The 13974-nt window shown below is 52.9% G+C and carries 6 protein-coding genes and 1 pseudogene; 1 reads left to right on the forward strand and 6 read right to left on the reverse strand.

Translation table 11 applies throughout. The annotated features are described in order from the left end of the window. Window positions 1–191 precede the first annotated feature (191 nt). The 3 genes and pseudogenes from KQP84_RS01750 to KQP84_RS01760 form a co-directional block, all read right to left on the reverse strand. A pseudogene (locus KQP84_RS01750) lies at window positions 192–8772 on the reverse strand (GH36-type glycosyl hydrolase domain-containing protein). A gap of 689 nt (window positions 8773–9461) precedes the next feature. Beyond that, window positions 9462–9755, reverse strand: a complete 294-nt coding sequence (locus KQP84_RS01755; RefSeq protein ID WP_215844963.1) for a DUF1330 domain-containing protein — start codon at window positions 9753–9755, stop codon at window positions 9462–9464. 89 nt (window positions 9756–9844) lie between these two features. Then, complete coding sequence (locus tag KQP84_RS01760) at window positions 9845–10306, reverse strand: aldo/keto reductase (protein WP_215844964.1); 462 nt, start codon at window positions 10304–10306, stop codon at window positions 9845–9847. A 116-nt stretch (window positions 10307–10422) separates the two neighbouring features. Between KQP84_RS01760 and KQP84_RS01765 the strand changes: the two genes are divergently transcribed. Continuing rightward, a complete protein-coding gene (locus tag KQP84_RS01765; protein ID WP_215844965.1) occupies window positions 10423–11328 on the forward strand; it encodes a LysR family transcriptional regulator in 906 nt (301 codons plus the stop codon). An 85-nt stretch (window positions 11329–11413) separates the two neighbouring features. Here the strand turns inward: KQP84_RS01765 and KQP84_RS01770 are convergent, their stop codons facing one another. The 3 genes from KQP84_RS01770 to KQP84_RS01780 form a co-directional block, all read right to left on the reverse strand. Then, window positions 11414–12178: an NADPH-dependent F420 reductase gene (locus KQP84_RS01770; protein ID WP_215844966.1), complete on the reverse strand. Its 765-nt coding sequence runs from the start codon at window positions 12176–12178 to the stop codon at window positions 11414–11416. 151 nt (window positions 12179–12329) lie between these two features. Further along, complete coding sequence (locus KQP84_RS01775; RefSeq protein ID WP_309140117.1) at window positions 12330–13082, reverse strand: NADPH-dependent F420 reductase; 753 nt, start codon at window positions 13080–13082, stop codon at window positions 12330–12332. Between the two features lie 18 nt (window positions 13083–13100). Next, a complete protein-coding gene (locus KQP84_RS01780) occupies window positions 13101–13535 on the reverse strand; it encodes a MarR family winged helix-turn-helix transcriptional regulator (protein ID WP_243079577.1) in 435 nt (144 codons plus the stop codon). Window positions 13536–13974 lie beyond the last annotated feature (439 nt).

A 13974-nucleotide genomic window follows, 5' to 3' on the forward strand; every position in this document is an offset into this window, starting at 1 on the left:
ATACCCAGAGAAGCCGTTCGGGTGGGGTAAGCAGGTTGACCCATCAAGACTCGTTTATTGCTTACATGCTTGCAGAGGAGCCAGGAAAAACAATCAACGAAGGGAGTGAAACTCCGAGGCAAATCGCAATTCTTCTTCCCAAGCCAATCAATGCATTAACGGCAGGCGTTAATACACTGATTGAGCCAGTATCAGTTTTGAAAAATATCGATCGTATGGTTATGCCCGTCATCAATCAGTGGAATCCGGTCGTGTGGCAGTATTACACCATCCAGGATGACCCGATACTCCTCGCTGCCCTGCGAAACGGTGATGTGATACTGACTTTGCCCACATTGATACGTTATGCCAACCGGTGGCCAGTCATGAGGTAAGTGGGCATGTATAACTAAATCTGCACCATAATGTTTAATCCCCAGTAATTCCTCTGTAAGCAGGCGATATGCCCAACCTGCAGAGCCTGTATACCAGCTCCATCCTCCACGCCCGATATGGGGAGCGACGCTGTAAACATCCGCGCTCATAACGTAAGGCTCTGTTTTATATCTTTCGACATCGCGGGCATTTAGCGCGTGGTTTATGGGATTGATCATCGACCACAGCTGCCATGCGCGCGCAGTATTACCCATTCGCGCAAAAGCCATTACCGCCCAGATTGCGCCATGCGTATACTGCCCTCCATTTTCCCGCACGCCTGGCAGATAACCCTGAATATAACCGGGATTCGGCCCATGGCCATCGAACGGCGGCGTTAACAGTTTTATAATCCCGGCTTCGTTATCTACCAGATGCTTATCCAGTGACTGCATGGCGAGGATGCTGCGCTCCTGACTGGCTGCCCCGGATAGCACAGACCAGCTTTGCGCAATGGCATCAATTCGGCAATCCTGTGAGGCTTTCGCCCCCAAGGGAGTGCCATCATCAAAATAGCCACGCCGGTACCATTCGCCATCCCATGCGGAGGCTTCAAGGTTTTTCTGTAAACGCGACGCCTCTGTACGGCACAGCGAAGCAATCTGGGTGTCCTGACGCTGTTCAGCCAAGTCTGCAAAGCGCTGTAAAATGTCGTACAGGAAGAAGCCCAGCCAGACGCTTTCCCCTTTACCTTCGATCCCGACTCGGTTCATGCCATCATTCCAGTCGCCCGCACCCATGAGGGGCAGACCATGCAGCCCGAACTGCAGGCCATGTCTGATGGCTTTCACACAGTGCATCCACAGCGTCTCTTCAAAGGTGCTGATAATGGGTTTATCGTAGACGGACTCTTCGCCGGGCTGGAGCGTCCGACCTTCCAGATAAGGTATGCGCTCTTCAAGTACGCCGGTATCCCCCGTGGTTTCAACATAGTGACAGACAGCCAGCGGGAGCCAGAGATAATCATCCGAACAGCGCGTGCGGACACCGTTGCCATGCGGAGGATGCCACCAGTGCTGTACGTCACCTTCTATGAACTGGCGCGATGCGCACAGCACAATCTGGTCGCGTAGCCGGTCCGGCATGGCGTGACTCAGCGCCAGCGTATCCTGCAGCTGATCGCGGAAACCGAACGCGCCGCCGGACTGATAGTAACCGCTGCGCGCCATTAAACGACAGGCCACCGTCTGGTACAGCAGCCAGCCGTTCACCAGTAAATTAACGGTGGTGTCAGGCGTTCTGACCACGACTTTATCCAGCACGCTGTGCCAGTACCGGTGAACGTTACCTAGCTCCTCGCGGACGGCATCTTCGTTCAGATAATGTGTGAGGCACGCCTGAGCCTGAGCCTGATCTTCCCCAATGCCCAGCACAAAAATAAATGTCTTCTGATCACCATCAATTAATGTGGCTGCAGACTGCACCGCACCGCAGGGATCGAGACCGGCTCCTGTTTTATCTGACAGGGCGCGCAGATTCATTGCCGCCGGTTTTTGCAGGGAACCGTTGCGGCCGAGAAACTCACGACGGTCGCCCGTCAACGAACAGTGAGCACCCGTGACGGCAAAAAATGCGGTACGTGCGGCTCCGTTACTGCCATAAAAGTTATTTGCCATTACACCGCAGCCGCCTTCGACGCTGGCCGCATGGGTAACAACGTGAAGAGCAGATTGAGTTCGTGACTCACCCAGGGTCCACTCTACATAACCCGTAACGCTTAGTTTTCGCGTGCGGCCGGAGTTATTACTGAGCGTCAGGATCGCAAGTTTGACTGGAGCCTGCTCGGCGACCAGCACCGTCAGTTCGCTGTCTATGCCGCTCTCCCGGTGGGCAAATACGCTGTAGCCAAAACCATGTCGGGACAAATAATCCCCCTGACCGCGCACCGGCAAGGTGGTCGGCGACCAGCATGCGCCGCTCTCTTCATCGCGCAGATAGAAAGCTTCTCCGCTGCGATCGCTAACGGGGTCGTTTTCCCACGGCGTCAACCGATATTCATGGGCATTCTCATACCAGCTGTAGGCCTGGCCGGATTCAGACAACACGCTGCCGAAACTCGGGTTTGCCAGCACATTTGACCAGGGAGCAGGCGTCGGACTGTTTTCCCTGAGCACAATCTGATACTCCCGACCGTCCTGAGAAAAACCGCCGTGACCATTGAAATGAAGGAGTTGATCGGTATCTGGCGTCCAGGGAATATGCTGATTGGTTCCCGACACAACGTGGGGAATAAACGGCCTTGGTAACGTTTTCGACGTCTGAATGCGCTGATCGAGCTGTTCATTAAGGCCGCCTGCGCGGTCATCGAGGTAGAGGTACGCCACACTCATCAAAAGCAGCTTGTCTTCGGCGGAAAGGTGTTCACCATTACGTACAAAAATCCCGCCAGATTTATCCAGCAGGCTGGCTTCAGATCCGGCGTAAATCAGATCCATAATCTGATTTTGCAGCGCCTGCTGGTAGCCACCCGGGTTGGCATTCAGGATCACCAGATCCACCGCCAGGCCTTTCAGTCGCCAGTAGCGGTGCGCTTGAATCATGGTGGTAATAGTAGGGATGTTATCTTCGCTGGTGACGCTGAGAAGCACAATGGGGAGATCGCCGGAGATGCCCCAGCCCCACAGGCTCGACTGACCCCGTCGATTACTGCTAATTATCCGGCTCTCAGCGCGGAGTTCCTGACAAGGGTAAAGGATCGCGCCCGCAAGCCGGTTAAACAACGCCGCATCATCTTCATTGGCGTTAATTTGTCGTAACACGACCAGACTGTGGGACCAGGCGAGTTCAAAAACGCGGTCAGCGATTGGATGATCGCGATATTTTTCCAGCAGCGCCAGGCTGAGCTGGCGATTTTCACTAATACCATAAACGATATCAATGATGACCGGTTTTCCGGGCTGCAGGGTCACAGACTGACGTATCGCCAGCATAGGGTCCAGTACGGATCCCGATGTGTTGCTGAGTGGTCCGCTTTGCCTGATACCCAGTGCATCAACCGGACGTTTGCCGCGACCGAGAAATTTCGCCCGATCGGTTTCAAAGGAGACGCTTCTTGAGTTGTCGCCATGCACCACCATCATGTGGAACAGCCATGGACTCTTTTCGTCTGGAGTGCGCGGACGCCGGTGACACAAAATGGCATTCTGGGCGGGAATAAGCTCAGTCTGGATAAATAAATTGCTGAACGCGGGATGCGCCCGATCGCTGGTGGCAGATGCCAGCACCACTTCTGCGTAGGTGGTGAGTTCAATGGTACGAGGCTGGCGACCACGATGAAGCAGCGTGATCCGACGCAGTTCAATATCGTCTTCAGGCGACACCACAACCTGCGTTTTGACGCTAAGAAAGCCGAGGGTACCTCTGAATTCAGCACCAGCTTCGGTAAATATTACTTCGTCGTTACTGTCGGCACGGCCTATAGGTTGCCAGGTATTGCCCCACACTTCACCCGTTTGTGGATCGCTGATATAGCAGAATGTTCCCCAGTTATCGCTGGTGGTATCGCTGTGCCAGCGTGTCAGGGCAAGATCGTTCCAGCGGCTGTAACCGCCGCCGGTATGGGTCATCATCAGATGGTAATGGCTGTTGGACAACAGCTGAACCTCGGGAACTGGACTCTCAGCGCCAGTGAAAATACGAGGTTCATAGCGAACCGGTTTGACTATCCCTTCATGAGACTCAAAATGACGGCGCGGGCTGTAGAGATCGACCGCATCCGGCACGCGTTCCTGTAACAGCATGCTCGCCGACTGGAAGGCCGTGCTGGACATGAATCTCTCCGCCATAGGGGCGCCAAGCAGCACGTGAGCCAGTGACTGAAAGGCCATTCCCTGATGGTGTGCCATCCATGACTGCACCACGGCATATAACTGTCCGGTGGCCAGACGCGACGGCGTGTAGTCCAGCGCTTCATAAAAACCGTACTCGCCGCGCGCGCCACTTTTTGCAGTCTGAACAAATTTTCACACGCTTTTTGCGGAGAGATCATTAACGCCAGCAGCGTGGCGTAAGGGGCGACGACCATATCGTCAGCCAATCCCCGACGAAGGCCGAGGCCAGGAACGCCAAATGCCTGATAGAGATAATTTTGCTGCACATCAAACGCGTGGTAGCCGGACTCAGATACGCCCCATGGCACCCCGCGCTCTTTCCCCCAGTCTATCTGGCGCATAACCGCCGACTGACTCATCTCATCAATCAGGCTACCGCGCCAGGTGGGCATCACCAGGTTGGGCATCAGATATTCAAACATTGATCCGCTCCAGGACATCAGTGCGGTTTCGTTATCAATGGTGGTGAACAGCCGCCCCAGAGCGTACCAACTTTTGAGTGGCAACTGATTTGTCGCGATGGCGAGAAAACTGGTCAGGCGAATTTCGGAGGGCAACAGGTCGTATTGACCCTTATCCAGCATATTGCTGTCACAGTTATAGCCGATGTTGAGCAGGCTGGTTGCTTCGCTGTACAGGAACGTGAAATCCATTTGCGCATGGTCATGCAGCCGCTGTTCAAGTTCAGTGATGATGTCCAGCTGCATACGTGCCTGCGCAATTGCCGATGCTGGGGGCGTTCCTTCTCCGGTAAATTTCGCCCGGGCAAGCCAGTTAAGGGAGGGCAGAGCTTCTGCGTCATATGCTGGCGTTAACCATCCAAGCAGATGCGCTCCTTCATGGCACAGCAGCGCCAGTTGCTTCTGTAAATGTTCTATCCAGCGCAGAACGAGTTTGTTTTCGTGACTGCATGCCTCCTGAAGATGGTTGCTTTGGGTATGCATATTTTTTAATGCGATAAACACCTGTGCCGGAGCCAGCGAGGCAGCATTAAGACACTGTTTACGCAGCGTTTGCAGACTGTCAGGGGCGTTCTGGCCCCAGTGCTTCTCCAAAATACTCAGTGTATCGTCCAGGCCCGCCAGCACCTGTACCGGGTTCAATACCGGCTGACTGCGCATGGCTGAAAGCCCTTCGCGAAGCGTGAGTAAATGGCCTGCCATATTGCCACTGTCGACGCTTGAAACATAACGTGGACTGAGTGCGGCAAGGGTGACGGTGTCATACCAGTTATACAAATGACCCCGGAAATGCGCCATTTTATCCAGTGTGTCCAGGGTAAGCGTCACGCGTTGCAATACCACACTAATCGGAATATAACCAAAATCCCATGCAGTCAGGTTGGCCATTAGTGAGAGGCCAATATTGGTGGGTGAGGTACGGTGTGCGACTACCGGCGGTAAGGCTTCCTGATAATTGTCAGGCGGAAGCCAGTTCTCTTTCGCGGTGACAAAGGTCTCAAAAAATGCCCAAATTTCGCGGCTGGTCTGACGCAACAACAGTTTTTGTTCTTTATTGGGTGCGAACGCATGCGGTACGGGTTGGCGGCTCATCCAACTTAGCAGAAGCGGTGCCAGACACCACACCACACCGACAGGTAAAGCGATTGCCAGGAATGGCGGTGCAAAATACGCGGTCAGGGCAATCAGTGCCACGCCGCTGACCACGTTCAGCCACATCGCCCGGTAAAACCGCACAGGCGAGGTTTTTGCCAGGTCATTATCCGGACTGTGGCTGGCCCACTGGCTGAGGTTACGTTGACTGTATCCCAGACGCCATAATGTTACGGCAATGGCGTAGAGAGCATAGCCGGCCTCATGGGGCAAGGTGGTAAAATTGAGCCCGATCCGGGAAAACCGCTTCAGCGCACCGGTAGTGACCAGCAGCAGATGCTGCCCAAGGGGACGGCGGGCAGGCTTATTGAGGAGATCATGCACAACAGCCAGCACTGTAGGCATTAGCCACACCAGCAGCAGTACACTTAGCCAATAAAACGGGTTTGGTACCCACAGCAAGCTACAAAACAGCAGTAGCAGTGAGAAAGGGGCCACCAGGCTGCGTCGCAGATTATCGAATAATTTCCAGTAAGAGAGTGCAGATAGCGGATTTTTATCCTGTGTTCCATCCGCTTTTCTGACGTTGGGTTTGAGCCAGTTAAGCAGTTGCCAGTCCCCACGGATCCAGCGGGTGCGTCGTGCAACGTCCGACAGATAGTTATTTGGGTACTGTTCATAGAGTAAGACTTCGCTCAGCAGACCCGAACGTGCATAACATCCTTCCAGTAAATCATGGCTGAGCACCAGATTCTCGGGGCAGGTATTTTGCGTGGCCTGAACAAAGATATCGACATCGTAAATCCCTTTGCCGATAAACGATCCTTCCCCGAAAAGGTCCTGGTAGATATCTGAAGACATCATCGAATAGGGATTATTACCCGCAACGCTGCTGCTCATGGCGGCATAGCGCCCCTGCCCGTTGCGTGGCATCTCCTCCGCCAGTCCCGGTTGCAATATCCCGTAGCCTTTAACCACCCGTTGGCGTGCAGCGTCATACTCGGGCCGGTTCAGTGGGTGCGCCATTGTCGCGATCAGTTTGTGCGCCGTATCGCGTGGCAGAACTGTGTCACTGTCCAGCGTAATAACGTACTTAATCCGCGCGGGTAGCTGGTCAGCTGGCATACCTGCCACACTGGAAAACTGGGCTTCGGGATGGCGTAACCAGCTGTTCAGCAAGGCCAGTTTGCCACGTTTGCGTTCATAACCCATCCATACACCCTGGAGCGGATTCCATTCTGGTTCCCGGTAGAGCAGATAAAAACGTGGGCGACTGGCCGGGTAGCGGCGGTTGAGATCTTGCGTTTGTGAAATGGCCTGTTCGATCAGTGCGTTATTTTGCGGAGAATGTTCATCTGCCGAATCAGTCACGTCGGCCACAAGGGCGAAACAGAGATTTTCGCTATGGTTGCCAAGCCAGCAGACCTCAAGACTGGTGATGAGTTTGCTGATGCTTTCGCTGCTGCTGAGCAGGCAGGGGATTACCACCATGGTGGCGGCTCCCTCCGGGATCCCGGTTGAAAAATCCATCCGCGGCAGCGGGCGCGGGGTGCGAAATCGGGTGGTCGCCTCACTCAGCAGGTCGGTCACTGACTGACTGATCACCACAATAAGCGGGATAGCGAGAAGTATCAGCAGCCAGTCCATTCCCTGGTGTGCCGTTTCTTGCACTATTTCGGCTGTTATCGCGGTGGTTAGCAGACACAAGCTACCAAGCCATGAAACCAGTGGGATCTGGTTGAAACTGTGCCGTAGACGGATAAGCCGTGAAGTATCTGCCGACAAAAGCGTTTCCAGCTGATGACGGCCTTCGCCCATCAGGTAATAGCCAATATGGGCGCCCGGCGTGTCAGAGGCGGCTTCCTTGGAGAGCGCCAGCACGCGGCGGGCGACTTCTGGCTCGCTGAAGCGACTCTCTCTGGCCAGGATCTCAATGACGTGGCGATAATGATCTCGCGTATCAAAGTGCATCAAGGGGTAGGTGCCCGCAGGATCAAGACGTAATGTCTGCTCCACCACGCTCATGGCCTCAGCGAAATTAGCCCAGTTCGTTTCACTCAGTAAACGTAAACCGGCGATGCTGTTGCTCACCGAGAGCTGGCTAGCGGCAAGTTGTTGATTGAATAAGTTTATCAGGGTATCGGTGGTCGTACCTTGCTCAGCCAGTCGCTGCTCAATCCAGCTCAGAGGCAAGGTCAGCATATTGCCGCGCCCCTGTAGACGGCGTACCAGTTCCGCAACAAACGCACTGTCCAACGGGGATTGGAGCGCGCCATATCAGCAATTACCATGATCAAGTCGGCGGGAGCATTCTCCGCGCATTTGAAAATTCGCGTTACCCAACTGTCTGCCAGCGTGCGTGCTTGCTGGGCTTTTACGACATCGATACTGACCCGACGGAGGTTCTCAATTAACGCCAGGCGCAGCATACCGGGTAAAGCCCAGACTTCGCCGAGCGTAAGCGGCGTCACCTGTTGATAGGCGCTGATATAGCTGGTCAGATTTGTTGTGTCCCAGCGCCCGTCTCCGTGAGCAATGGCTTCGGCAGCAATATCATAAATACGCGGACAGGAGTGTGGCGCGGCCAGCGCCGGAAGACCCTTGCCGAAATTCTTCGGCAAGTGCTGGCGAACGATACGGATCTGCTCCTCAATAAGATAGTAATTGTCCAGTAGCCACTCCCCTGCGGGCATGATGCTTGCCTTTTTCCCGGCATTGAGCTCGTAGCAGTTTTGCGTAATTACCGCCTCATTATTATCGAGGCGTTTGAGCAAATAATAGGGCAGTTTGTCAGGTGACAATTTATGCGAACGTGCCAGCTTTTGTCCGTAGCGCTCCATCTGTGAGGTCGAAAATAGCTCTGCTTTGAAACTATTTTCACTGCCAGGGTCATTGCTCGGAAGGTACGGGATGAACTCGGATGTTTGTGGCCGTGTAGAGAAGTGGCCGAGCCACTTCTTAAGCTTCATGTTCATAAGATGGCTCTGATGCAGCGTTAATGCTCAGGAGCAGTTGCGAAATCAGTTCAGAAACGTTCTCTCAGGATGGGCGTCGGGCATCAGGGATTTAACAGCTGCTGGTATGTTTTTTAAGTTCTGGTTACTGATTTTCGCCTGAGTATGTTTCAGGATCATCATAGAGCAACAAACAGGACTTCAAATCCAAAGCAAAGCATTGTTTGCGTAAGAAGAATTATTGAAAAGGGATAGGACCTAAAGGCTCTAACAGAGCAGGTAACAGTAGTTGTAGATTCACCACCAAGGTTCATTGCGAATCGATACAAGACATAACGATTAACCTTTCAATGAATGAACTTCATCCTACCATACACTGAGCAAAAAATGTGCGATGAATCGCAGGGATAATCCTGATTTGCCCGGGCTTATCCAGTTCCATACCATCCAACGCGGTGCGCAGTAGGAGCAGCGACGCGTCCAGGACGTATATCGGGCGGCGGTAGTCCGGCTGCGGGTAAGCGGCAGCATTGAAAATATTCAGAAAGCCGGGGCGTTTGTGGAGAGTAACGGGTTTCCGTCATATGTGCGGGCATCCGCTGAGAGTTTATGGCCGGATATGCCCTGTGTCGGGCATATCTGGGTACGGTGCGGGTGAGGCGAGGGCACACTCTTTTGTGAACGCAAAACGGACATGATAGTCCTTGGTATTAAAGGTCAGTGCCTTCAATCAACACAAAAGTTCCGGTCGCAGCGCCTGCTCGTATTGACCTGGCTGCCTGATATTTAGGGCTCTCATAAAAACGTTTGGCCTCGGCAAAAGAAGCGAACTCAAAAACGACATGCCGTTCATGGGATTCTCCCTCAAGATTTTCATACTGCCCAGACCAGGCAATGATCTTCGGATTGAAATCCTGCATTGCCTCCCCGGCAGCTTGGGCATACTCAGAGTATGCGACAGGGTCTGATACAGTCACGTGAGCGATTAAATAACCTTTATTCATTTCTCTTTATCCTGCGTAAGTGGTGTTGTATTTCAGCGTAAGCACAGAGATAGCCGTGAAAAAGCTGAGGTGATTTAAAGACGTTGGGTTTAATTCTGTGCTTTAGAGGTGAAAGGTTTCGGGTAGCGTTCTGCATCCTGATGGTCGATCATCCATCCCGGATAATGGAGAGGCATAGCGCTTATCGCATCAAGATGCTTCCCTTCCTCCGCTGTCAGAACGATGTCGGTAGCCCGAAGATTATCGGTGAGTTGGGCGATCCGTTTTACACCGATAATTACGCTGGTGACGCAGAGTCTGGCAAGTAACCATGCGAGCGCAATCCTGTTTACCGATACAGCGTGTTTGTCCGCTATGACCCGCATTGCGGCAATGAAATTCCAGACCCGATCGCGATCAACAGGTGGGAAATCGAATGTGTTACGGCGGCCTTCGCTTCCCGCTGATGCATCGGGGCCAAATGTAGCGACTGCGGCTACCATCCGTTCCGTATGCCCGTAGCCAGAGTGATAGATCACAACGGTGTTAATCATTTTCAGGGGATGAGTCATCTTAATTACCTTCAGACAGCGTTATGCGGGATACGCGGTGTGAAAGCAGTCTATTAAGTATTAAAATGGTAATAAATAACGGAAAAAATAACGCACTGTTACCCTGAGAGTGAACAATGAAGAATCTGGAGGCGCTGATTATTTTTGCGCGCGTAGCGGAAATGAAGAGCTTTACTCAGGCAGCTGAAAGTCTGGGTATCCAGAAAGGACGTGCCTCAATGGTGGTGCGTGAGCTCGAACATGATGTAGGCGCTACGCTTCTGCACCGGACAACGCGGACCGTGCAGCTGACAGAAGATGGGCGGGCTTTTTATTCGCGCGCGCGCGATCTCTTGTCGGAAGCTGAAGAATTGCAGTCAATGTTTACTGATTTCGGTATGCCACTGCGGGGACGGTTACGCGTTGATATGCCGACTGTGTTGGCGCAGAGCGTGGTGATTCCCGCCCTGCCACAGTTGCTGCAAGCACACCCTGAGCTGGAACTTGAGCTTTCAAGCACCGATCGGCGTGTTGATTTGGTTTTGGAAGGATTTGACTGCGTGGTTCGTCTCGGGCCCGTGGTGGATGAAACGCTTATTGCCAGGCCGCTGGGACATCTACGCATGATCAATGCAGCAAGCCCAGGCTATCTGGATCGCTTCGGTGTGCCGAAAACGATAGATGATCTTCTTAACCAAGGCCACAGGATGGTTCATTACATCCGGAATTTTGGTTCGAAGCCTGACGGATGGGCGTATCCGGCAGGCGATGGCTACAAATCGTTGATGCTACCAGGCGCAATAAGGGTCAACAGCGTGCCGGCTTATCATGATGCAGGACTGGCGGGGTTGGGCTTAATCCAGGGTGGGTATTCCTCGCTCTTACCGCACATCAAACGCGGCGCCCTGATTGAGGTTCTTCCTGATCTGCGACCCGAGCCGCTTACGGCATCTTTTGTTGTCGCGCACCGGCGTAATTTGTCGCAGCGGGTAAGGGCGTTTATGAACTGGACTGAAGAAATTTTAAAACCTTACTTTGACTGATGTCAGCATTAATTTTCGGGACTATCACGAACTCCTGTACTGAATGAGGGATGTGTAAAGCCCTCTCTGAGCGCCCGGTAAATAGTTACATAAAGATTATACGTGATACCTGTACACCAAAATCAGCATCCGGATTGGTCCTGTTGTCGCCGGCCCGCTCCTGAAATATGGCGGCTGCAAGATCCCTTCTTGTGGCCAGACGAGATGCCTCAGCGGATGCCAGAGCGGCGGATATCTCATCGTATTGCAGATCTGTACAGTAAACCGGAGACCCCGGCTGCTGACGCCAGGATTCTGTCAGACTGCCGGCATCATAGGCATCAAAGCCGGTATCACTGACCAGTTTCATAATCAGTTCGCGATGCTCCTTGTTATCACCCGCCACGGGAATGGCGATGCGGCCTTCTGCGCCGGCTGGCTTGCCTTTGGCTGCAAAAGATCCGGAGCCAATCGCATTCCATGCCTTAATAACGGGCCGGCCTAACTGCTTCTCAACCCATTGGCTTTCCACCTGACCGCCTTCAATCGCGTCAATTTTCCGATCCCGGTGCGGATAATAATTAGATGTATCAGCCACGATAACGTCAGAAGGCAGACTTACGATAAGCTGCGAAATCTCAGGGATCCGCATAAGCGGTACTGAAAGTATTAACACATCAACGTCGCTGACGGCGTGTTCAGCCGTAACGGGCAGAGCGCCCTTTTCCAGTGTTTCGGCCTCAATTGTTTCCGGACCACGCGAGTTTGCGACCTTTACGTTGTGTCCTGCGGCTGCCAGTTTACGTGCCAGGGTTTTACCTATGTGGCCTGTGCCAAGGATACCGATGCTGAGAGGGAAAGAATGATTCATCGTTTTCTCCTGAATGAATATTTGCTTTCAGAGAGAGGGCGTTCACATACAAATTGTGACGCCTCTGAAATGGAAGTCCGGCTGTTTAATGCCGACAGGTCCTGCGCCCCGACCTGTCATTATTTACTCAAAAAAGCAGGGGGCGAGGGCGCTAAGCCGTCACTTCTCTGTTACGTGCGATAACGTCTTCATGCGTGAAATTCGCACCGGGGGTCATAAATTCCTTTATCAGATCATCGCGGTTTTTCGGGGCGCGTGCGGCATCGGCGAATGAAAGGGCTTTTTTGAGTTCCTCTGTATCCAGCTCAGTGCAATAGGCAGGCGTACCGGGCTGCTGACGCCAGGATTCACTCAGAGGACCGGCATCGAGTGCATCAAAGCCGGTTTCGTTGACTAACTTAAGCACTACGGCTTTTGCCCGGGCATCATCTCCGGCAACGGGCAGTGCAATGCGATCGGGCGCGCCGGATGGAAGACCTTTATCAGCCAGCGTGGCGGCTAAGACTGCATTCCAGGCTTTTACAAGTTGTCGTCCGGTTTGCTCGCTCGCCCATACAGATTCCGGTTTGCCATTATCAACTTCAGCAATGGCACTGTCCCGGAAGGGATAGTAGTTAGAGGTATCAATAACCACGACACACTCCGGTACCTGGCTGAACAGACTTGACAGGCCGCGATGCTTTTCAAAAGGAATGGCAAGAATAATCGCGTCGACGTCTTTTACCGCATCTTCGCGCGTAACGGCGGTTGCGCCCACATCACGAGCCAAGTCACGGATGCTGTCCGGTCCTCTGGAGTTGGCGAGCTTTATTTCATGTCCGCCAGCAGAAAGCTTACGGGCCAGAGTTGCGCCAATGTTTCCTGCGCCAATGATGCCAATCTTCATATTAAGTACCTTGTTTATGGAGTGATGACACGCCGCTTATTCGGATGCCGGGTGGGACAAAGCATTCAGCGTGTCACGCAGCTGAGCCAGCCCTTCTTCGCTGAGCTGACAGGCGGTTTTGATTTTGTCGGTGATACACCAGAGTTCCTCTCGCAGGGCATCTCCGGCCTCGGTCAGGGTGATAAGCACCCGACGCTCATCAGCAGGATCGCGCGTGCGCTTTAACTTGCCGGAAGCCTCCAGGCGCTTTAGCAGAGGCGTGATGGTTCCCGTGTCCATATCAAGTTTGTTCCCTAACTCACCCACAGCCCGTGGTGTGCCACAGAACAGTTCAAGCATCACAAGATACTGGGGAAACGTCAGGCCCAGCGGGTCAAGAAACGGCTTATGGAGCCGGTTCATGCGATTTGCGGCACCATAAAGGGCAAACGACAGCTGCTTACCAATTTCCATATTTTCTTTAGGTTTCATATTTCTTAATCTCTGGTGCTTGATTGTCTAGTGCACTAGATAAAATAGTAGGCGTTCTTGCTCAGTTACGAAAGGTTTCACTATGGGTAATTTGTGCGGTAATTACGTTTAGCTGCCCAGCTGAGATGTCATGGCTTTGCAAAGGGGAGCAGGACTTACTTTCCCTTGCTTAATATACTTTAGCGTCAATAACGTCCGCTTCTGGCACAGAGCGGACATAAGTGCCGGGAAGGTTCGATTTGAGCGAAAAACGGACATTCAATATTCTAAAGAGGATACAGCTACTCCGTTAAACTGAGCAGGCATAACAAGCATTCAGTTCTTAAAAAATAAATCCTGTTCAGATCAATATATCTGTTTTTATGCATATGTTATTGACTCAAAGTTTGCCAGCTACGACACTTGTCTTAACATCGTATACAGGAATCACCATGCCGCA

Origin of the sequence: Candidatus Pantoea bituminis (genome assembly GCF_018842675.1) — a bacterium.
In the GTDB taxonomy this organism is placed as follows: Bacteria; Pseudomonadota; Gammaproteobacteria; order Enterobacterales; family Enterobacteriaceae; genus Pantoea; species Pantoea phytostimulans.

Bases quoted from the DNA above. Each gene is read 5' to 3' on its own strand.
- KQP84_RS01755 (WP_215844963.1), bottom strand. From the start codon at position 9,755: ATGAATAAAGGTTATTTAATCGCTCACGTGACTGTATCAGACCCTGTC.
- KQP84_RS01760 (WP_215844964.1), bottom strand. From the start codon at position 10,306: ATGACTCATCCCCTGAAAATGATTAACACCGTTGTGATCTATCACTCT.
- KQP84_RS01765 (WP_215844965.1), top strand. From the start codon at position 10,423: ATGAAGAATCTGGAGGCGCTGATTATTTTTGCGCGCGTAGCGGAAATG.
- KQP84_RS01770 (WP_215844966.1), bottom strand. From the start codon at position 12,178: ATGAATCATTCTTTCCCTCTCAGCATCGGTATCCTTGGCACAGGCCAC.
- KQP84_RS01780 (WP_243079577.1), bottom strand. From the start codon at position 13,535: ATGAAACCTAAAGAAAATATGGAAATTGGTAAGCAGCTGTCGTTTGCC.